Origin of the sequence: Chryseobacterium sp. ZHDP1, from assembly GCF_018603435.1 — a bacterium.
In the GTDB taxonomy this organism is placed as follows: Bacteria; Bacteroidota; Bacteroidia; order Flavobacteriales; family Weeksellaceae; genus Chryseobacterium; species Chryseobacterium indicum.
On sequence record NZ_CP075682.1, the window covers coordinates 4,351,367 to 4,374,153 of the forward strand.

General features: G+C 38.6%; 17 protein-coding genes. 8 read left to right on the top strand and 9 right to left on the bottom strand.

Annotation, left to right across the window (positions count from 1 at the left end; translation table 11 throughout):
* Nucleotides 1–18: 18 nt before the first annotated feature.
* From KKI44_RS20125 to KKI44_RS20160, 8 genes are all read right to left on the bottom strand, one after another.
* The gene (locus KKI44_RS20125) at nt 19–897 is read right to left on the bottom strand and encodes an ORF6N domain-containing protein (protein WP_026706432.1); all 879 of its coding nucleotides are present in this window, start codon (nt 895–897) and stop codon (nt 19–21) included.
* Entirely contained in the window at nt 897–2,981 is a 2,085-nt protein-coding gene (locus KKI44_RS20130; protein WP_214588868.1) for a type IA DNA topoisomerase, read from the bottom strand. The genes KKI44_RS20125 and KKI44_RS20130 overlap by 1 nt, the downstream gene beginning before the upstream one ends.
* A 3-nt stretch (nt 2,982–2,984) precedes the next feature.
* Nucleotides 2,985–4,460, bottom strand: a complete 1,476-nt coding sequence (locus KKI44_RS20135; protein WP_214588869.1) for a DUF3945 domain-containing protein — start codon at nt 4,458–4,460, stop codon at nt 2,985–2,987.
* A gap of 98 nt (nt 4,461–4,558) precedes the next feature.
* Nucleotides 4,559–4,849: a helix-turn-helix domain-containing protein gene (locus KKI44_RS20140; protein WP_074745793.1), complete on the bottom strand. Its 291-nt coding sequence runs from the start codon at nt 4,847–4,849 to the stop codon at nt 4,559–4,561.
* 26 nt (nt 4,850–4,875) lie between these two features.
* The gene (locus tag KKI44_RS20145) at nt 4,876–5,229 is read right to left on the bottom strand and encodes a helix-turn-helix domain-containing protein (protein ID WP_019975893.1); all 354 of its coding nucleotides are present in this window, start codon (nt 5,227–5,229) and stop codon (nt 4,876–4,878) included.
* A gap of 250 nt (nt 5,230–5,479) precedes the next feature.
* The gene (locus KKI44_RS20150; RefSeq protein WP_028298782.1) at nt 5,480–6,325 is read right to left on the bottom strand and encodes an RteC domain-containing protein; all 846 of its coding nucleotides are present in this window, start codon (nt 6,323–6,325) and stop codon (nt 5,480–5,482) included.
* An 845-nt stretch (nt 6,326–7,170) separates the two neighbouring features.
* A complete protein-coding gene (locus tag KKI44_RS20155; protein WP_214588870.1) occupies nt 7,171–8,148 on the bottom strand; it encodes a DUF6602 domain-containing protein in 978 nt (325 codons plus the stop codon).
* A 626-nt stretch (nt 8,149–8,774) separates the two neighbouring features.
* A complete protein-coding gene (locus tag KKI44_RS20160; protein ID WP_027374789.1) occupies nt 8,775–9,386 on the bottom strand; it encodes a Crp/Fnr family transcriptional regulator in 612 nt (203 codons plus the stop codon).
* A gap of 472 nt (nt 9,387–9,858) precedes the next feature.
* On the opposite strand from KKI44_RS20160, the gene KKI44_RS20165 reads away from it, so the two are divergent.
* From KKI44_RS20165 to KKI44_RS20200, 8 genes are all read left to right on the top strand, one after another.
* Nucleotides 9,859–10,701: an RteC domain-containing protein gene (locus tag KKI44_RS20165; RefSeq protein ID WP_027374790.1), complete on the top strand. Its 843-nt coding sequence runs from the start codon at nt 9,859–9,861 to the stop codon at nt 10,699–10,701.
* A 239-nt stretch (nt 10,702–10,940) separates the two neighbouring features.
* Nucleotides 10,941–11,240: a helix-turn-helix domain-containing protein gene (locus tag KKI44_RS20170; RefSeq protein ID WP_027374791.1), complete on the top strand. Its 300-nt coding sequence runs from the start codon at nt 10,941–10,943 to the stop codon at nt 11,238–11,240.
* A gap of 71 nt (nt 11,241–11,311) precedes the next feature.
* Nucleotides 11,312–12,697: a DUF3945 domain-containing protein gene (locus KKI44_RS20175; RefSeq protein ID WP_051585160.1), complete on the top strand. Its 1,386-nt coding sequence runs from the start codon at nt 11,312–11,314 to the stop codon at nt 12,695–12,697.
* 5 nt (nt 12,698–12,702) lie between these two features.
* Nucleotides 12,703–14,787, top strand: coding sequence for a type IA DNA topoisomerase (locus KKI44_RS20180; RefSeq protein ID WP_027374792.1), 2,085 nt, complete (start codon nt 12,703–12,705; stop codon nt 14,785–14,787).
* A gap of 174 nt (nt 14,788–14,961) precedes the next feature.
* Nucleotides 14,962–15,399: a DUF1896 domain-containing protein gene (locus KKI44_RS20185; protein ID WP_027374793.1), complete on the top strand. Its 438-nt coding sequence runs from the start codon at nt 14,962–14,964 to the stop codon at nt 15,397–15,399.
* Nucleotides 15,386–20,707: an N-6 DNA methylase gene (locus tag KKI44_RS20190; protein WP_214588871.1), complete on the top strand. Its 5,322-nt coding sequence runs from the start codon at nt 15,386–15,388 to the stop codon at nt 20,705–20,707. Before KKI44_RS20185 ends, KKI44_RS20190 begins: the two co-directional genes overlap by 14 nt.
* A 238-nt stretch (nt 20,708–20,945) precedes the next feature.
* Nucleotides 20,946–21,686: a hypothetical protein gene (locus tag KKI44_RS20195; RefSeq protein ID WP_214588872.1), complete on the top strand. Its 741-nt coding sequence runs from the start codon at nt 20,946–20,948 to the stop codon at nt 21,684–21,686.
* Between the two features lie 33 nt (nt 21,687–21,719).
* On the top strand, nt 21,720–22,256 hold the full coding sequence (locus tag KKI44_RS20200; RefSeq protein WP_214588873.1) for a hypothetical protein: 537 nt from the start codon (nt 21,720–21,722) through the stop codon (nt 22,254–22,256).
* On the opposite strand, the gene KKI44_RS20205 is transcribed toward KKI44_RS20200, so the two are convergent.
* A complete protein-coding gene (locus KKI44_RS20205) occupies nt 22,253–22,783 on the bottom strand; it encodes a hypothetical protein (protein ID WP_120230644.1) in 531 nt (176 codons plus the stop codon). The two genes, KKI44_RS20200 and KKI44_RS20205, sit on opposite strands and share 4 nt — an antisense overlap.
* Between the last annotated feature and the right edge of the window lie 4 nt (nt 22,784–22,787).

Consider the following 22,787-nt stretch of genomic DNA (forward strand, 5'->3'; position numbering starts at 1 on the left):
TTCAGAGGGGTTTTATTTTCACTTGTTTAAAATTTGAAGCATCCTACCGATTTCAATATCCATTCTCGAAAAGGCAAACCATTTTTTGCCCAGGTCTTTCAGTGATGCTCCGATATGGTACAGTTCCGTACTGTCAATAATCAAAAATCGGTCGTGTGCATCGGAGAAAATCTCTACTTCGATAGACGGATATTGACTATTGTAGCGTTGCAGGTCTAACCGTAACTGATTGCTGATGCTTTTTGTGTAGATAGTAGCGGTTACATTGGTATTGCGTTTTCCCAATAAGGTCAGCACCGTATCGTCCACATAATTATCAAGCAGGGTAATGGAGCTTTTGGCACTTCGGATAATATCGGAAACAAAGGTATAGGCATCAAATACCTGCCCATTGTAGAAAATACCTTTTTCGGCGTGGAGCTTGTCGCTTTCAAGAGCCTTAAATATTTCCTCAAATTTTTGGTCGGCTTGTAATTGTTTCAGTTCTATATTGTCCAAACGATGGAACAGCGAAGCATTGCTGATGAGCATTTTTCGCATTTCTACAAAGGCTTCCATAATTTCAACACTGACTTTAACCGCTATATCTGAGCGGAGTATGGCAGAAGCCATTGCGACCCCTTGTTCAGTAAAAACATAGGGCAAATACCGTCTTCCACCGTAGCTTAAACTTGAGGTTCCAATTTGGAACCTCAAGTTTTCAACTTCCTCTTCGGTCAGTTGAAAGCAAAAAGAAACGGGAAACCTTTCAATATTTCTTTTTACGGCTTTGTTGAGGTTTTTTGTTTCCACTTGATATAAGGAAGCGAGGTCGCTATCCAGCATCACTTGCCTTCCACGTATGGAATAAATCAGATTTCTGATTTCCTTTGTGCTAATGGTAGGCTTATTTTCCATTACTTTTTGTAGCTTTTATTTTTGGCAAACTCAAAAGAGGTTTTGCAATCCTCATTCAACACGATATAAGCATCGAATTTCTTTCCGGCTTTGCTTTTCATTCCTTTGATAAGTGAAGTTTTCTTTTTATTGACAAGGTTTTCAATATCGGCTAAGCCGATTTGTACGCCACACACATTGCGGAACTGTACCCAATTACAAACTTCATCAGGACACTTCACTATTTTATCACGGATAATGAGTTGCTGGCTTTTGCATTTCGGGCAAACCAATTTAGGCAGGTTGTTTTGGGCAATGGAAGCTTGTAACAATTCATTGGTAATAGATGAGGCGTAAGTTTCCATTTCTTTTTGAAATGCCTCTGCATCTGTTTCGTTATTTTCGATTTTTTGCAAAGCCAATTCCCATTCGGCGGTCATTGCCACATCCGCAATTTTACGGTCTTTGACCAATTCGTACACCTGCAATCCTTTTTCGGTAGGGATTAAGGATTTCTTTTCCCGTTGGATATAATTGCGGGTAAACAAGGTTTCAATTATTGCGGCTCTTGTAGCCGGAGTGCCAATACCGATATTTTGCAAGGCTTTCCGTTCGTCTTCATTTTCGATTTCCTTTCCTGCACTTTCCATAGCCGACAAAAGCCCTGCTTCGGTATATAATACAGGCGGTTTCGTTTTCTTTTCCAAAACGGAGGCTTCTTTTATTTTAAGTTCATCGCCTTTTTTTATTTCGGGCAAATCCTGTACAGGTTCGGTATCATCATCGGAGAAACTGCCTTTGATGGAACGCCAGCCTGCTTCGATAACCTTACAACCCTTTACTGTAAAATCATAATGCAACGCTTGTAAACCTACATCGGTTATCTCTTTGATGCAGGCTTGTGAAAGGGCTTCGAGCAATCGAAAGGCAATCATATCATAAACGGAGTTTTCCTTTGCGTTCAGGGCTGATGGGATTTTATCAGTAATCAATAATCCGTGGTGGTCGGTAACACGCAAATCGTTTACAATACGTTTATTGAACCGTCCCCATTTCAATTTCCCTACGGCTTGCTTGCAGGTTTCGCTGTCCTGCAAAGCCCTTACGAGGTTGGGGATTTCTGCCCACACATCTTCAGGAATGTACTTGCTTCCGGTGCGTGGGTATGTGATAAACTTCTTTTCGTAAAGGCTTTGGGCAATATTGAGCGTTTCTTCCGCAGAAAGGTTCAGCTTTTTGTTGGCTTCTTTTTGCAAGCCAGTAAGGTCGAACAATAGAGGCGGTTGCTCTATAATGCTTTTGGTTTCCACCGATGTAACCGTTGCCGTTTTACTTCGCTGAACGGATTTCAGCGTATCATCGGCAAGTTTTTGGTCTTCCCATTTGGTTTTGGAAATGCTTTTAAAATCTATCAGTTCTTTGTTGTGCGATAACTGTATCTGCCAGTATTTCTTTACCGAGAAATTTTTATTTTCCAAATAGCGTTTGCATATCAAAACCAGTGTAGGCGTTTGCACTCTTCCGAGCGAATAAATGCCATTTCCTGCGGCTATGCTCAACGCCTGTGTAGCATTGATGCCCACGAGCCAATCGGCACGGCTTCTGCCTTGTGCCGCCTGATACAATCCATCAAATTCTTTTCCGTCTTTGAGATTATCAAACCCCTGCTTAATGGCTTTTTCGGTAAGCGAACTAATCCAAAGCCGCTCAAAAGGCTTGTTGCATTTTAGGTATTCATAAATGTACCTGAAAATGAGTTCGCCCTCACGTCCTGCATCGGTGGCTACAATGATGCTTTTACTACGGTTAAAAAGCTGTTCGATGACTTTCAGTTGCTTTAATGCACCCGTATCCGCTGTATAACCTTTGTCTTTTTTGACCTTTCGGACGGTCAGCAAAAACGGGTTTGGGAGTATTGGCAAAGCTGTTTTGTCAAACCCCGAAATGCCGTAATCTTCGGGCATTCCCAATCCGATTAAATGACCGAATGCCCACGTAACAAAATAGCCGTTACCTGTCAAGTAGCCGTCCTTTTTATCGGATGCTCCCACAAGTCCGGCTATTTCCCTTGCTACGCTTGGTTTTTCTGCAATTATTGTTTTCATATTTTACATTTTTCTGCCTTTGGATTTTGCAGGAGCTTGTGGCTTTTCCTGTTGCTCCTGCTGTTGTTTGTTTTTCGGTCTTTGTTGCCCCGACCTCAAAGGCTCATTGATATTTTTGGTCGCTTCGTTGGTCTTGCCCTCCGAATTGACGGCAGTTTGCGTTTTATGAGCTTCGGCAGGTTTTGCCTGTGCTTTAACTTGGCTTGGAAATTGGAAGTTCGTTTTTCCTGTTTCTGCATTGAAAGTGATATAACCCTGATACGGTTGCCCTTTTTTATCCCTCAATCCGTCAATATAGACGGTTTGCCCGGCTTTGAAATCCTTGTGCTGCTCATCGGTCAGTTCTTTGCCCCTAAATGTTTTTGGAGCTTCCTGCGGTTGGGTTTGCTGATTACTTTGTCCGTTGTTTTGAGTTTGCCCATTGCTTTGGGTCTGCCTGTTGGAGTTATTGCGGTCAAACAGGAACTCAACATAACGCTTGTCTGCATTGAACTGTACCGTTGCCGAAAACTCCGTTCCTTTGGTGGAAATCATACCCTCTAACTTTAGCGGTTTACCCTCCATTAAAGTTTGCTTTTGCTCATCGTTCAGTTTCACGCCTTTAATTTCATCGGGAATTTTTATGAAATCCGTCCGCAACGCAATTACATCATTTGTTAGCCTGTCTATACTGATAATCGACGGCATCAGTTCGCCCGTTTTGGTATTGGTCAGGTTAACTACACGCCCCATATTACCTGTTTCGAGCAGGTTTTTCTTGTCTTCATCCGTAAACTTGTGTCCGAAAAATTCAAAATGCAGGTTGGGTTCTTTTTTGATGCCGTGTATTCCTACTACAACTTTTCCGTCTTCGGCTTGCTGTAAAGACAGGCGGGCATCCGTGCGGAGAATAGTACCGCCGAGGTTAACGCCAATCGGTAAGAGTTCATTAGTTTTATAACCTTTCAATAAAGGTTCAAGCAGGTTTCTCTTTTCAAGATATTCCTTACTTAATCCGAGATTGTTCATAGTGTCCCAATCAATCTGCTCCGGTTTGTAGCGGTGCTCGCTGGCTTCCGGTGTTGTTTGTGTTGTTGCCATATTATTTTGATTTTCTTGTTTTTTATCCTGTTGCGGTTCTGTTTTTACTTCGTGTTCTTTCATCACTTTTTCACCTTCGGGAGTGGGCTTATCAACTTGCTTTTGCATTTCCTGTGCTTTTTCAACCGCAATAGGTGCAGGCACTTTGAAGAATGAAAAATTGGTAGGGTTCTTTAACTGGCTGAAAAAATTAGAGAAGAAGTTGGAAAAAAAATCACCGCTTTTATCCACACACATAAACTGGTTTTGGTTTTTCTTAGTGGGGTCAACGGTTTCCATTTTCCCGTTCTCGTCAATACTCTTTACGGCTTGGATTTTCATTTTTTCTTTATCCAGCACTAATAATATGTCCGATAATTGTTCGGGCATTTCCTGCTTATTTGTTGTTTCTTCGCTCATAATCTGAAAAATTTAAAGTTTACCGCCGAATGTAAATTAAGCGTTGGCTGTATTGCCCAATGTGGCACTCAAAGGCAGTCTTTGTCTTTCATTGGCGTTCATTTTGAGGGTGGATTAAAACTCTCTCTAATGAACTGATGTACATCGGATAGCTTGTAATACAATTTTCCGCTTATGGTATAATAGGGCAGCTTACCGATGGAGCGATACCGTTGCAGGGAGCGGTTGCTGATTTTAAGCATTTGAAGCAAATCCTGATTATCCAGCAATTCCTCGCCGTCTATGCTGTTGCGTTTCTTTTGCAGTTCATCTATATTGTCGCCCAGCATATCCAAGCGACCCATTAAGCGTTCCATCCACGCCAAAAATTCCATTCTGTCAATATTCATAGGGATATACTTTTAAGGGTTCATACCTATTTTTTATCTGTCTTTAGCTTTCTGCCTTTTTCGATATAGCTTTTGCCTTTTGCCATAAGCTCCTGCACAAATTCATCACTGCTCTGTACGGCATTGGCATTGAGCATATCCTTAATTGCTCCTATGGTGTAGAAATACTGACCGTAGATTTTTGAATAAGCAATCTCTCCTTTGGTGCGCATACGCCATAAGGTCTTTTCGCTGATGTGCAGGTATTGGCATACCTCGTGGTTATTGAGCCACAGGTCATCATAGCTTGTATCATCCAATCTTTTCAGGTAGTCGGCAATGGCATTAATACGGCTGTTTAGCTGTTGCCACGCTTCTTCTTCAATGGTTATTATTTTCATTGCACAGTTTTTAAAGTTCACTATGCAAAATTGGTAAGGGTGGCAGTGTTTGTCTGCCAATGCTTGCCAATTGGTTTGTCAGTTTTTTGAAAGTTTTTACAATTAGGGGAACCTCTTGTTTAGTAAGAGTTTTGGGGCATTGAGGATATTTTATAATAGAGTTTTGCCAACATTTGCCAATTGGCAGATATGGGTAAAGAAAAAAGCAGTACGTTTTAGGTACTGCTTTAAATTTATTGTGTTGATATGGCTAAAGGTCTTTATCCATATATTCTTCGAGGGATATTTTGAGCTGGTCTAAAAAAGCCGTCCGGGAACCTGCCCTTGTTTTCATTCGATGGAAAGAGTGATGTATGTCGTTTAATGGTGTTCGGAATAGCACCTGAAAAATCAAAGCTAATTTTCGGATGCCTATTTTTCCGAATGCGATAGAATTCGAAGCATAGAGAGCATATATCAGTTCGATAAGTGCATTTTGAGAATTTGTCCACGAAATATCCTTGTTTGCTTCTCCATTTAATAAAATTAAATCTGGATTTTCTTCGGGACTGATTTTAGTAAGCATATAAGTATAAAGTAATTCGTTCGCTATAATATGGGCTATTTTGTTATCATAATATGTAGAAAAACTAAGGTCAATTTCAAATACGCCACTCTTTAATCCATCGTGGTAATTGACTTGTCCGAGCCTGAAATAACTATGGTCACGGTCTATCCTACCAGTCCGATAGTACCTATAAAAATCCTCATTGCAAATACTTTCTTTGTATTCTGATTTCAGGGTTTTTAACAGGTTCTCATAATAGCTTTGATGTATTTTGCCATTGCTAACGGGGCAAGTAGTTTCGATGCGGAAGACTTTGTTATAGTAAATGAGCTTCCCTAAGATTTGTGGTTTAATGTTCTTGAAAAAGTCAATTTCTTGCTGCTCATTTGTAAATCCATCCTGTATGACTTGGGCTTTTATATTGAACAACATTTCCTTTAGGAACAAGGTCATTTGATAAGCCTCTTCCGCCGTTGGCATCATTTGAGAAGAAAATTTCTCTTCCTGATGATGAATTTGCGCTAATATTTTATTCAACACGATTTTCATAGCATAGTCGTTTAGAAGTTCTCACTATTTGTTTCGGAGTTGCATCTATTGTTGATATGCCAAAATTTGGGAATAATATTGAAACCAATATCACAGTTTTCCCCCAATGGGGAGATTTTATTGATATTGCAAGTAGAAAGGAAAGGACGAAATAAAGGGTAAAGCACTAATGTACTTTACCCTTTATTTATTATATTTGCATTAATGATTTACAAGGTAATCAAATGAAAGCAAGTGCACTAAGCACCATTACTAAATCGTTACCGATAGAGTTTCCCACTCTTGTAAACTACTCTTTATTAGCCGCTTTAGGCTAAATTAATCTTTTTAAGAAAAAAATTTTGCTTTAAAAAATAAGGTAAAAGGGTGGAAAGTAATATAAATAGACTGAATAACAAGGATTTATAAATAAAATGACACCATTTGGCCTAAATTGTCCTAATGGTGTCATTAAGTGAACCTGAAAGGATTATCTTCGAACTCTTTACTTATGGATTTAAACTGGATTTTGCGATTATGTGTTTGATTTATAGGTATTTATATTTTCTAAAAAAGTGTTCGAATCCTGTAGCCTTATGTTAAAAGGATTTATTTTTCGAACTTTTATCAATGCATAAATTGTAATAAATATTGTAAAGTATTGATATACAGCATACTATTTTTATATTTTTGAGTTCGAATCCTTTAGAGTTATTTGTTTAACGATCAAATCATGATTTAATTTTTGTATTGGAGTTGCTATAGCAACTCCAATACAATTTTAGCGCTATGCCAAATTTGAAATTTATTGGACCAGCACAATAAAATTGTTGAGTTCACTTTCTGGCTTTGAGATAAGATGATTCTTATTTTCTAAAGAACTTGGCAGTTTCTTCGTCAAATTTTTTAACGTCTTCGGGTTTAAAATATCTTATATCTACTGCACTGCCATTTTCCCATTGCGTTGATCCCATACCGTACATACTGGACAATACATTTGGATTATATGTTCCTTTTAATAAAGCTATTATATCGAAAGCAAATTCTGAAAAGTATGATTCTGCATAATCGAGCTGTATTTTTCTAAAAGTACCATCTGCTACCTTATAGCTTTTCGAGTGTGCATAAAACAAAAGAGATTGATTATCTCTTACTCTTTCTTGAGACTCTCTAAGCAGTATTAATTTGCCGCTATAATATTTTTCTATGGTTTCACCACGGAGTATATAACCTCCATAAAATCCCCTCATTGCTGTGGCTTCAACTAATTCATCTAGAGCAGCGAAGTCCATTTCGTCTGTCTTTCGAAGCTCATAAAAGACCGTCGCAAAAAAGAAGTTTGGCGGAAGATATAATTTCATGGGGTGGTTCGCAGGCTCCGTACAAGCTAATAGCGGTTTGAGTTTTGTCAATTGCTCTACCGCTTTTTTAACTGCCTTTTTGTTGAATGCAGATTTAACCTCAATTATTCCATGAACAAATTCCACAGGAATTGCCATGAATCGTCCTAGTTCAGAAGAATCGGCATTGTTTTCTATCCACAGTACTGGTGATTCTAGCTGGTCGTATATAATTACGTCATAGTGAATAAAATTTTCAGCATTTGGTACTCCAGGCGAAATGATGTAACCGGCTGTAACACCATACCGCTTTGGTAAAAATTTGGTGAGCCATTTGCGGAACGCTGATTCTGCTACGTTACCATGACCTGTCTTTACCTGCCGTTTATTGGAGTGCTCCTTTGCATTATCATATGCGGAAAGCATTTCATCCCTTGCTATAAGAAATTGTTTCCAACCTTGATTAGGAATCTGGCTCTTTAGTGGAGAATTATCATGTGCCATTTTTCAATATTTAGCTATCTAAATTACAAATTTTGTTTTTTGAATTTGAAAAATCTTGTCTACCTCTTGTATGGCATGTTTTTAACTTTTGGTAGTATTTAAGGAATTTATAGAGTTGGCAAAGGACCAACTCTATATTTTGTTTTATCTTCAAAAACTGTGGATCATATTTCAATTGTTTATCCATAGATTTTTAAATTTTTGCAAATTGCTTATTAGGTTCGGGTGTAGTTGAGATTAACAGATTTGTGGGGCATTAACTGTTTTGAATTTTCTCTTCTACGGGGATTGAGCAACTTAGGTGGTGGTCGTTTACGTCTTTTTTTCATCTTCTTTAATTTTAGTTTAAGATTTTGGTTTGGGTAAGTGAACAGGTATAACGTATTTCTAGCATCTCACAAGTTAGCTGTCCAACTTTCATGTTACTAATTTGATAAATAGTTTTAAGTGAATTCGTTAGAATAAATATTTGGAGGATAAAAAATAATATCCGTTCCGTTTTTAGAAATAATTGCTATACTACAAAAGTCACAAACTAGATCGGCCTGTGATAGTTAACCTAACCTATCTTTTCCTAGAGTGTCCTAAAAAAAAATTTAGCGAACAAAATTAATGTGCTAAATATGTTAAAGTACCTTTTTTGAACGGATTCTGCTTAATGTAGACTGCGTTATTCCGAGGTACGAAGAAATCATACCTAAAGGGACGCGGGCAACGATATTCGGGTATTTTCTTATTAAATGCTGATAGCGTTCTGTTGCACTAAAAACACGTAATTCATTGGCCTTCTCTTCTGCTTTTATATAATAGGTCTCAGTAAGAATTCTTCCGATATAATTGAATTCGGGAAACTGCTGATAGAGCTGCATGAGCTTCTCATGGCTAAGTACAAGAAAACTTGTTTCTTCTATAGCTTCCAAAACTTCAAAAGATCGTTTCTGACTGAAAAAGCTATATACAGAAATTGCTAGATCCCCTTCAAAGAGTAGCCAAGACGTCATATCCTTTCCAAAACTGTCAAGGTAGTAGGAGCGTACTAAACCTTTGACAACAAAGAAAAGTGACTTCTGGATTTCATCGATATTAAGTAGAATATGCTTCTTGTTTACTTTTTGCAAATATGTATTTAAGAATAAAGCGTCTCGGAGTTCTGGCGACATGGAATGAATACTATCAAGAAACTTTAAGAGAGTTTCTTTTGCTGAATTTTCTTCCAATGTACTTACCATATTTTTCATTTACACTTTGTAGAAGTTGGATTGGTGGTTATTAATGATAAAGGTAATTTACGATTAAAATTTCAATTAAACCTGATTTTTTTTGCTTTTTGTCAAAAAAAATAGTGGGAAATAGTATTTAATTTGTTATTATGAAAACCACACTGCAATTTTTGACCTATGAAAAAGATCTGTTAGAAAAAGTACACTGTATTTCTAGAATTAATACAAATACGCTATATGTATTTCTTTATAGTATTATTATTTTTTATTGTAATACCTAAAACTTATCTGCCAAATTAAGCAACTTCTGTTATGTACTCAAATCTTAGTTAGATGCGAGCGGATAATAATTAACTTACTGCGAATAATTAAAACCCTTCATAATCAATGATTAAGAAATAAATTATAGTGTATATTTATTTTTGTTTTATCTCAACACAGCGGGATATATTTTAAAGTGTGGGGCATAATCACTTTAAAAAACAATCATATGAAACAGGCATATAAAAACATTTTATTAACTATTGAAAAGGAAGAGATAAATATATCAAGGAGCACCAAAAGTGCAATTAATGAAGCTTTTCACATGGTTTCATTTCTTGATAAAACTCTATCTGAATTAAAAGCACAAATCAATCAGAAAGGTTTTGAAAGTATTTTGGACGAAATTACTTTCTTTAAAAGAGTAAAGCCCGAAATTCTGGGCAGGCTTATGTTTTACAATAAGGTAGTAAAAATTGAAGCATATAGCCCTTTAAATTCGGAATTGACCGAAGCTTACTATACGGAGCAGCTTAAGTTACTCAACAAGGAATATAAAAAAAATATAGCTTCTTCAGATTTCTACAGTTATTACCGTACCGGTAGGTCAGACAAAGATGAGTTCTATTATAGACTAGGAAATATAAACTACTTTGATGGAGTCGATAGCTTCTTCTTTGAGGTTGACAGGGATTTCTCGACTTACTACGATTATAAGGTCGCGCAGATCAAGGCTTACGATCTTTATCATTCTTACCTTTCGGGAAAATTTGGCAGAGTTGAACCTACAAATAACGATGATTTCGATATCAGTGAAGATGCCGAATTTTCTTGGACTGATTCAAAGAATGCTCTCATTGAGCTTATTTATGCACTTCACATTTCAAGAAGTGTTTCAAATGGCCGTGTTGGAATTCGAAAGATCAGCCAGCTTTTTGAGGATATATTCGAGGTAAGTCTCGGTGACATTCATCATGCGTTTTACCAGATGAAATTTAGAGCAGGTCAAAGAGCTCGCTTTTTACATTCGCTAAAATACAATCTTGAACAATATATGGACAATGATTTATAGATTGAAAGAGAATTAATATATAAGAAGGGTAATCCAACGGGTTATCCTTCTTTTTTTACCCATACCTAGTCATATCTTACCCATGTAGATGTTTCTAATCCACTCTCCCAGGCAACAGTCATACAAAGAAAGCCTGCAAAAAAAAACTATATCTGACTAGCATATGGGTATGTGCACTGTTAGATTTTGCCGGAAAAACAAGGCCAATTTTGGCTCTGTAAACCAAACAGCAAAAGGCTATGAATATTGACAGAGTTGAATTTTTGAATTGGATGGAAAGAATCATGAAAAGATTCGACGTCCTTGCCGGTGATATCGAAATTAGAGAGAAAAAAAGGCTCAGCATCGACGGCGAAGAATTATTGGACAACCAGGACGTTCTGCAAATGTTAAAGATAACCTACCGTTGTCTGCAACGCTATCGTACCATTGGTAAGATCAAATACTTTACAATAAGCGGAAAAGTTTTCTACAAGAGTTCTGACGTCCACCAGTTTATCCGTGACAGTTACCATGGCGGAAAGTTTACGCCTATGTAGGAAAGCAAAAGAGAGCGGAATTCCTTCTTAGAATCCTTCCAATAATTTCAAGCACTTAAAGACTTTCTATTATGAACGAACAAACTATTTCTAAAGAAAACCAGCCGCAGCAAGTACTTGAATCTCTTTCCGATATTCTTTTAGTACTTGATAAAAAAAAGAATCGTATCGAGGCGGTAAAGGGTGTGGATGAGGAAGGGAATCTGCAAACCTCTACACCTAAGAAGTCAAATCTTCTGGATTTTATGCGTGTGGATAAGGGGGACGCTATAAGCAATTTCTTTTCGAACTTCTGGCGCCGGCTCAATGATCCATTATCATTCCGGTTTTTCAGGTCACCTGAAATTAATCTGGATGAAGTTGCTAAGAAGCTACAGAAAGCCATTGACCATCCCACTCCCGAGGGTAATAAGCTTCTTGATGCGCTTGAAATCAAATATGACAATAAGTTAAATAATAAAAATATGGAAACAAATCAAACATCGGAGGGCACAGCACCTACAACAGAGAGTAGACCTCAAAAGTACAATGCTCAGGAGATCGACTGGACATCACTTGAAAAACTGAATTTAAATCGTGAACTGCTTGAAAAAAACGGACAACTGGAGAAACTGCTGAAAGGATATAAAACTGATGGGATTTACCGAATTGAAGGGAATTTTGATGGTGTTGTGATGAAAGGAGATGCACGTCTCTCATTACGTAAAGTACAGGACAAAGTTGTCGTGATGGCTCATGGAGTCCGAGTGGAACCAGATCTTAAAAATCAGTTTTATGGCCATTCTTTTACAGCTGAGGATCGGGATAATTTAAAGAAAACAGGAAACATGGGGCGCGTTGCGGAACTTACAAATTATTCCGACGGTTCGAAGGTGAAGGCTCTCATCAGTATTGACAAATTAACCAATGAGGTTGTGTCCTTTCCAGTAGATCTGATCAAGATCAGTGAAAAATTTGGTGGTGTGAAACTTAGTCCGGAGCAAAAAGCTGAACTGCTGGAGGGTAAACAGGTCCTTGTGGAAGGTATGGTAAACTCGAAAACGGGAGAAGTCTTCAATCAGCATCTACAATATAACGCCGACGCGAAAAAACTTGTTTTTGTCGGACAGGGGGAGAGCCAACAACAGGCGCAGGTTGAGGGCATCCCTGATGAATTTAGAGGTAAAATTTTGGATGAAAAGGAAAAGAAGCTTTTGCAGGATGGTGAAGTGATTCATGTGAAAGATATTGTCAATAAAGAAGGCACAAAACTTTACTCGGGCTATGTCTGGCAAAATAAAGAGAGCGGAAGATTAGAATTCGATTTTGATCATCCCAATCAGGAGAAATCTAAAAAACAGACAGAGATACAGAAACAGGGGCAGGGGAAAGAAAAAGAGGGGACTTCTGCGAATAAAAATGCGGTTCAGAACGGTACTGTGAAGAAGGAAAATACCAGAAAACAAAAAATGAATTGATCCTGATGAAAGCAATTATTGCGGAAAAGCCCTCAGTAGCTTATGAGCTTGCACGTATCGTAGGTGCAACAGACAAAAAAGACGGATATTGTGAAGGCGGAGGTTTTCTGGTGACCTGGGCACTGGGACATCTGGTAGGTCCCGCTATGCCGGAAGATTATGGGATTAAGGGATTCAGTAGGGAATCCCTTCCCATTATTCCATCAAGATTCAAATTAATAGGAAGAAAAATAAAGTCGGGTAAAGGCCTTATTGACGATGAGGGATCGAAACGGCAGCTTGCAGTAGTTGAGTCTGTATTTAAGCGGTGCGAAAGTATAATCGTGGCGACTGATGCAGGGCGTGAGGGCGAAGTTATCTTCCGGTTTATCTACCAATATCTGGGCTGCACAAAGCCCTTTGAACGGCTTTGGATTAACAGCCTTACCGAAAAGGCCATCATCGATGGATTCAAAAATCTCTTGCCGGGAAGTGATTTCAATGGTCTTTTTCTGGCCGGTAAGCAGCGGTCTGAATGCGATTGGCTTGTTGGAATAAATGCTACGCAGGCGCTGACCGTTGCCTTGGGTGATGGACTTTTTTCTCTTGGAAGGGTACAGACGCCCACTCTTGCACTAATTTGTCAGCGTTTTCTAGCGTGTGAATCATTTGAGGTTAAAAACTACTTTCAGCTTGAACTTTCATCTATAAAAGAAGGTGCTCGTATTAAGAGTCTTTCGACAGATAAGTTTGAAGATAAAGAAAAAGCTGAATCAGTAAAGAGGACCCTGGAACGTGTCGGAGTGGCAGAAGTAAAACAGGTAGAAAAGAAAGCTGGCACAAGTCAAGCGCCACTTCTATTTGATCTGACAGGACTGCAGAAAGAGGCGAATAAAAAGCTCGGCTACTCTGCTCAGCGGACCCTGGAAGTTGCCCAGCAACTTTACGAAAAAAAATTTATAACCTATCCTCGAACGGGATCCAAATATATTCCCGAAGATGTCTGGCCTGAAATACCTGCGCTGATTCTAGCCTTAGGTTCTCGATCTTCCTGCAAAGATGCTGTTGACACAATCAAGTGGGAACGCTACAACAGACACATTGTAAATGATGTAAAAGTCACAGACCATCATGGTATATTGATTACGGAAAATATTCCGACCCGATTGAACGCTGATGAGGATGCTCTCTATGATATGATCGCCAGGCGCGTGCTTGAAGCCGTTTCACCTACATGCCATAAAGAAATCACAGATGTGAAATTTGGTATTCTCCATTATGATTTCAATTTGAAAGTTGTCAAAATTGTTTCTGCAGGATGGAAAGTTGTTAACGGTGATTTTGATGAGGAAGGTGATGATCTGGTCACTGATTTTCCAGATCTGCAAGTAGGAATCCAGGTTAAAATAGACAGTTTAGAGGTACTTCCAAAGAAGACCAAGCCTCCAACGCTATACACGGAAGCTGATTTGCTTCATAAGATGGAAAATATTGGCGCTACGGTAGAAAATGAACAGGAGCGCAAGATGCTCAAAGGCTTAGGTATTGGAACGCCGGCAACAAGGGCTGCCGTGATTGAAACCTTAATTGACCGCGGGTACGTCAGAAGAGAAAGCAAGGCTATTGTCCCTACAGATAAGGGAATGCTTGTTTATGAAATTGTAGCTGATAAGAAAATTGCTGATGCGGCAATGACTGCGCAGTGGGAAATTGCATTTGAGAAAATCGAAAATGGTGAACTGGATTCTGGGATTTTTCATGCTGAGGTAGAGCTGATGGTACAGCAGGTTACTGATGAGCTGCTGAATATTAAAAGAAAATCATCGAATACCGTACATCTCAACTGCCCAAAATGCACTTCCTCAGTAATTCTCGGAGAAAAAATAATCAGATGTACAGATCAGAATTGTGGCTGGAAATTATTCCGGAACATATGCGGCGTCCAGTTGCAATACAAAGAAATTGAAGCGCTTTTAACAAAACGGCGGACACCTTTAATAAAAAAAATGGTGGGTAGAAATAAGAAACCATTTAGTGCTTATATCTTACTGGACGGATCTGGTTCGACCACTTTTGAATTTGAAGAAAAAAAGAAACATAAATACAAATAGTTCATGATGTGATTTGGTTAGTGAAGCCTGGAGCCTTAAATGGTTCCGGGTTTCTTTTTTTATAAGGTTTTAGGAATATCGATGCAAGGATAGGAACGGATAGGACACAATGCCAACAGTGCAGCTCAACCAAGCTAGGTTTACCGCTATAAAACTTATAAAAATTATAGCGATATGAAAAAGCATAACCAGGATTATTCCTATTACAAATTAAAGTTGCAGGATCACATTGATTCAAGTTTTCCTGAAAGATCTGCTGATACAAATTTTATTGAGCAGCGCGCCAGGTGGGCAGCAAACGCATACGATGGCGCATTTAGGGCAGGCAATCCTATTAACGAATGTAATGAGATCGCCGACGGTATTCTTTATGAGGGATTGCACTTTTCTAAATTTGATTCTCTGTTTGAGGTGCTGTCCTACGAATTTTCTGATGTTTTTGATGAACTTGATTATCGCGATTTTGCACTGAAGATCCTTCCAAAATGCCAGGAATGCTTTGAGCATTATGAATTGACTGATGATTTCGCCTATACAACTGATTACGATCTGCTGTATACGGAGCTAACAGGTTTTATTGCTATTTGGATTGAGCAAAATGGTATTCGATAAGAAACGCCATTTACGGCAGAACATTGATGCCATCAGAACAAGTTTCAGTATTGAAAAGGAGGGGCGGGAAGCAACCGAGCACGAAAAACTGCTGCTACGTAATTTTGCGGGATTTGGAGGCTTGAAATTTATCTTAAATCCCGTCTCATTACCGGATGACATCAATGGCTGGAAGGTTTCTGATCGGCCTTATTTTGCGATGACGCAGGAATTATTTACGCTCATCAGAGAAAATACAGAAGATCAAAGTAAGTATGCCGACTATGTGGCAAAAATTAAGGGTTCTATTCTAGATGCATTTTACACACCGAAAGAGATTAGCGGCAGCATAGCAAAGGCAATACTGGAAACGGGAATAGATATTGGTAGCATGCTTGAGCCATCGGCCGGTGTAGGAGCTTTTATTGAACCCTTTAGAGAACTGGATCATGTAAATATTTGTGCTTATGAACAGGACTTAATAACGGGGAAAATCCTGAAAAATTTGTATGGTTCCCATGCTGAAATCAGAATAGACAGCTTTGAGAATATTGGAGAAGGAGATACAGGATATGATGTCGTTATCGGTAATATTCCGTTCGGAACTACTTCAATATTTGATCTAACTTATTCAAGGGGCACAGATAAGGTCCGGAAATTTGCTGCGCAGAGCGTTCATAATTATTTCTTTTTAAAAGCTACCGATAAACTGCGCGAAGGAGGGCTGCTAGCATTTATAACTTCGCAAGGGGTTCTGAACAGTCCTTCCAACTATCCGATCCGTGAAGCATTGATGCGTGAGCACAGTCTGGTGGCTGCGCTACGGTTACCAAATAATCTATTTGAAGAAAGTGGTACGTCTGTGGGGACAGACCTCATTGTTCTGCAAAAAAAAACACAACCTCGGTCCTTTTCTATTCGTGCACGCGATTTTATGGGGACTACAGAAAACTGCAACCTCTTTTTTTATAATCCAAACTACATTATTGCTACGCGTTCTTTTCAGGATACTGATCAATATGGGAAGCCGACAACGGTGCATGTGCATGATGGTGGAGTTGCTGGAATTGCAAAGGATGTTCATCTAAAGCTTTCAGAGGCTTTCCTGCAGTATTTCAACCGCGAGCTTTATGATGAACACAGCATGAAAGAGGTTGGTAATAAATTGACATCAGAACGAATTCTAAATACTCCAAAAAGCGTAAAACCTGATGCTAGTAATTCTGAAACAGTGACTCAACTAAGCCTTTTTTCCGATCAGATTATTGATGATTTATCGGTTAAAAAGGCAAAGAAAAGTAGGAAAAGCACAGGCCAAAGTAAGATTACAAATTTTCAGCAGCTTTCCTTTTTTGATGCAGATGAAGTCAATACAAGTCATAATAAACCGCGACGGGCAAGTAGATCGGATCAGAAAGAAAGTGTGCAAAAAAAGCCTCTAGCAACAAACTTAACGAAACCTAAAGAGGTCGCATCGTTATTTCATGAACTACCTGACAATGCGGTGTTAAAAAATGAGGTAAGAGCCTTTGACGGTGAAGTGAAGGCATTTTACCGTGAAGATACTATAATTATTTCGGGTAGCAGTATCGGGAAACTAAAAATTAACCGTCGTGATGGGAGCTATATTTTTCATCCACTTGAATTATCCAAAAAGGATCAGGAGCGAATCCAGAGCTATATCAACCTAAGGGATAGCTACCATTCGCTGTATGAAATTGAAGCTAGAAGTAGAGCGGAGGATAAAGAGGGGCGACAGCTTTTAAATAGGACATATGATGAGTTTACTGGACGGTATGGAAATTTAAATATAGCCGAAAATATTAGATTCATTAAAATGGACTCTTCCGGAAATGAAGTTCCTTTTCTTGAGCGGGTGGTTGGTGGTGTCATCCATAAGGCAGATATTTTTACACATCCAGTTAGTTTCTCCACGGCAGAAGTTGCTGTAAGCAGCGCTTCAGAGGCTTTGTCGGCTTCACTTAATCAAACAGGCTCCGTAGATCTTGCTTTTATGATTCAGGTGAGCGGCCTTTCCGAAAACGAATTACGGAAAGATCTGCAGGGCCAAATTTTCTTCAATCCGTTATCTGGTGAATTGGAAGTATCTCAGAAATTTCTTGCTGGAAATGTTGTTTTAAAAGCGACGCAACTGAATGATTACCTTGCTAACCATCCAGAAGACATGGAAGCCCGGCAGAGTCTGGAAGCGCTTGAAAAAGTCATTCCTGAACCGATTAAATTTGAGGAGCTAGATTTTAACTTGGGGGAGCGGTGGATCGACACAGAAATTTATAACCGTTTCGCAAGCCATCTCTTTGACACCGATGTACGGATTTACTATTCAGAGAGCAGCGATGATTTTTCTGTAAATGCAAAATCCAGCAATATTAGGATTTCAGAAAAATACGCTATTAAATCTGAGAACCGGACATTTGATGGTTTGAACCTTCTGCGGCATGCTCTTGTTAATACCACTCCGGATATCACCAAAACTGAGTACTTAGCGGATGGGAATGCCATCAAGGTCAAGGATATGGATGCTATCCAGATGGCCAATGGCAAAATTGATGAGATCCGGCATGAATTTACTGATTGGCTTTATCAGCAGGACGATAATTTTAAAAGGGAACTTACCGGAAGATATAACGAGCTTTTTAATTGTCATGTCAGACCGTATTATGATGGTAGCCATCAAACATTTCCAGGGCTTGACCGCAGGGCAGTAGGCATAGAGGATCTGTATCAAAGTCAGAAAGATGCTATTTACATGCTTAAAAGTAATAACGGCGGTATCTGTGATCATGAAGTTGGGGGAGGCAAGACACTTATTATGTGTGTAGGAGCGCAAGAAATGAAAAGGTTGGGGCTAGTTCACAAGCCAATGATCATAGCGCTAAAGGCCAATGTTCACGAGATTGCAGAAACCTATCGAAAAGCTTATCCTTTCGCAAAGATATTATACCCCGGTAAAAAGGACTTCACACCCCAGAAAAGGCTTAAGATTTTTGGCGATATCAAGAACAATGATTGGGACTGCATTATCCTCACACATGACCAGTTTGGTATGATCCCCCAATCAACAGAATTGCAGAAAGAGATACTTCAAGCGGAACTGATGTCTGTGGAGCAAAATCTTGACGCACTGCGCAGTCAGGGGAAAGATGTATCTGGTGCAATGATGAAAGGTGTAGAAATCCGGAAGAAAAACTTAGCTGTGAAGCTTAAGACACTGGAGCATGATATCGAAAACCGAAAGGATGACGTCGTCGACTTTAAAATGATGGGTATTGATCATATTTTTGTTGATGAGAGCCATAAATTCAAAAATCTCATGTTCAATACGCGTCATGAGCGCGTCGCTGGATTGGGCAATGTACAAGGTAGCCAAAAGGCACTCAACCTCCTTTTTGCCATCCGTACAATTCAGGAAAGAAATGGGAAAGATCTTGGTGCAACTTTTCTTTCTGGAACCACTATTTCAAATTCACTTACAGAGTTATACTGCCTTTTTAAATTTTTAAGACCAAAAGCGCTGGAAAGACAGGGGATTAATTGTTTTGATGCATGGGCTGCTATTTATGCCCGTAAATCGATAGATTATGAATTCTCTGTTGCCAATAATATCGTTCAGAAGGAGCGGTTCAGACATTTTATAAAAGTGCCCGAACTGTCCCAATTTTACACCGAAATCACCGATTACCGTACTGCGGCTGATATCGGAATTGATAGGCCGATAAAAAATGAGATCCTCTACAATATACCGCCGACCCCGGATCAGGAAATTTTCATTAAAAAGTTGATGGAGTTTGCAAAGAGTGGCAATGCTGAGTTACTTGGTAGAGCTCCGCTAACGCCGACAGAGCAGAAAGCCAAGATGTTGATCGCGACAGATTTTGCAAGGAAAATGTCCCTTGATATGCGGCTTATATCTTCGCGATATACAGACGATCCGAGAAACAAAGCTTCTGTTTGTGCAGCAAATATTGCAAAATATTATAAAAATTTCAATGCCCAAAAAGGCACTCAATTTGTTTTTTCAGACCTCGGCACTTTTAAACCGGGCGAGTGGAACATATACAGCGAGATTAAGCGGAAACTTGTCGAAGATCATGGGATACCAGCAGAGCAGATCCGCTTTATTCAGGAAGCAAAAACGGAGGATCAGCGTAAAGAACTGATCAAAGCTACCAATGAAGGGAAAATTAGGGTACTTTCTGGATCGACAGAAATGCTCGGAACGGGGGTAAATGCCCAAAAGAGGGCAGTAGCTGTGCATCATCTGGATATTCCATGGCGGCCTTCAGATCTGGAGCAGAGAGACGGTCGCGCTGTTCGAAAAGGCAATGAGATTGCTAAATTTTTTGCTGACAATAAGGTCGATGTTTTTATTTATGCTGTTGAAAAATCATTGGATGCGTACAAATTTAATACACTAGCAAATAAGCAGCGTTTTATCGGACAGTTAAAGAGTAATACCATCGCAGTACGGATACTTGATGAAGGAGGAATGGATGAAGTTTCGGGTATGAATTTTTCCGAGTATGTGGCTTTATTATCAGGTAATACCGATCTATTGGAAAAAGCGAAAGTCGAAAAGAAAATTTCTGTTCTTGAAAGTGAGAAACATGCTTTCTTACGATCAAAGTGGAGTTCCAGTTCAAAATTGGAAAGTCTGCAAGAAGAACTTGAAGGGAGAAAGTCGCGGTTAGCAAGGTTAAATGTAGACTGGGAAAACTATCGAAATCGTGTCCAAAAATCGCAAGACGGAAAAGTTTTGAACCCGATCGTCTTGGATGGCGTGCGCCGGGATCCAGATGTTAAAGAAATAGGTGCAAAGCTAGCTAAACTTGCAGCGGCTTCAAGGACCGGCGGAGATTACGAAGAGATAGGCTCTTTGTATGGCTTTAGACTGCTTGTAAAAACGGAAATGACACAGAAAGATGAATCTAGCCCTATTCAAAGAGATAATAGGTTCTTTGTCTGTGGTGAAGGAAATATTAAGTATACGCACAATAATGGTATTATGGCAAGCGATCCCGAGCGGGCAAGCTTAAATTTTATTAGTGCCCTTCAAAAACTTCCTGGACTCATTGACGAAGAGAAAAAGAAGATAAATCAGCTAAAAGCTGACCAGATTGTATTAAATGATATTGTAAATGGCAGTTGGAACAAAGAAAAAGTGCTTGCAGCTCTGAAAACTGAACTCGCCGCTGTGGAAAGAAAAATACAGTCATCATTGGAGGTAAAAGATGATAGTGATAGCGGTAGACATATTAAAGCAGAAGCTGAAATAAAACTCAAAAATTCCTCTGCCTTTAAATTATAGGAGGAGAGCCAACACTTTTGCTGTAAGTTTCTTTCGGTAAAACTTTTACAATTTTTATGTACTGAAAATGAATAGAATAGCCTTTTTAGACTGCTCCGCAATTTAATAGCCTATTAACAAAATTATCGTGGTAATTTATTATTTAGATCAATTCAATTCCCAAAAGTAAGGCAACACCGCATGCATTGGCTATTTTTTCTTATATTGGAATTAGTATAAAGTACAAGAGACCATTATTATGAAAAGTATCAATCAACGTTTGTTTCATAGAGTAAAATCGATTTTAAACATAGGATCGATATTTAGGGCTATAATTATAATCGTTGCCATGTGCATGTTTGTGCTATCCAGTATCGCCTTTTTTTCAATACAAAAAACGCTCTGCCGAAATCATTTCGAATTTTCACCGGATGGTATTAATTTTTACATTAATCAATTCGCTAAATATAACGGATTATTTGCCGCAACAATAACACTCATTGTCGCTTATTATGGTATTGAAAGGCTTAGGGCTGCGGAAAGGGCAAATATTGATAAAGTTCGGCTTGATAGATATTCTGATTGGAAAACGATTACTGATACCAGGCTTGATGTTGTAAAAGATGACAATCCTCTATTTAGAAGAGAGTTTATTAATATTAGATATCAGCTTTTTGAAGATTTATATCCCGCTTTTGCGATTGAAAATAAAAAGCAATTACAAGCTCTTTTTAACAAATATTTTGTGAATTTAATCCCAGCATTTGAATCAAATAATAAAAAACAACAAGGTTGCGGAGGAATATACCAATCTGCAACATATACTTATTTTGGTCAAAATTTTCTTTTTGTTTTCCTTGGAAGTGTAATCGGAGTGAAGTATGATAATGCGACGGAAGATCTTTTGGAAATGTATCTTGCAAGTCTTCCGAGCGACAGAATTATAGATTCTCTCGCATATCAAAGCGCTTTAGAGCGCTACATTAAATACAATAATTAATTTACCCTTTTCTCACAAAATAATAAAGCAATCATGAAGGATTATTATCGCCTAACAACTTCCAAAAAGCAAGAGATAGCTCAAAACTTAATTGATATTTTTGAGAAAGATATCATACCTTCAGCCGATACAATAACCTTTATCTGTAACTGGGTCTATACGGACCGAAGTGAAAAATTTAAGGCTTATTATGATGTGTGGGATATTGTATTAAGAAATTTCATCCCAAAGACAAAACCTATACTGATCAGAAGCATTCCCCGTAGATCTAAAGCAGAATACATTGCGAGCTTTACAAATACGGCATATTCGGCTGTAAGATTCGGTGAGCGAAAAGGCTATTGGATTATATGCGATACAAAAGATTGTTTGCCATCATTGGAAATTAATAAAGGGAAATACAGAAATACCTTTTACCCCCTTAGCGATGTACTAAAAAAAGCAAAAGCTAATGGCGGGTACGGTTTTTCTGACCGATTTCTACGAAATTACGGCGGAGAAGACGAATACATTATGAAAATAGACTATTCAGTGATGCAACTATTAAAATACATAGACTATAAGTACTAGACTAAGTTCTCTTCCAAGAATTCTCTGCCGTTTTGGAAAAAACGAATCTCGAATTTGCCCGTATTTTTTTTTGTTCCAAAAATTATTGCTACACCTAATTTGTAATTGTAATGATTGCCAAGAAAATCAATGGTTAGGTGTTCAAGTTTAATCAGGTCAAATTCTTTATGTTTTCTTGTATGGCTGTCCTTTTTTACTTCGATTACAACTAAGTTATGGTCGTTTGTCTGCCTTCGATGAATAATGATGTCAGGACTTATTTTGTAATTATCATTTTCATTTGGTTTAAAACCTATTTCCATCATGCGATTTTCTGCTATATCCAGCGCTTTCCTATCATTTGGCTTATCTATGTCACCATTATATTCGGGATCAACGTCGAACTGGGGGAAAAAAGGCTTTAAATAAAAGGCCAGATGAGTAGAAATATTAAGTTCATTAAGACCTCTTGCTAGATTACCAGTTTCTTTTTCAAGTAGAACATTTATGGCGTCTTTGATATTTTTTACAATGATTTCTATTTTCATATTT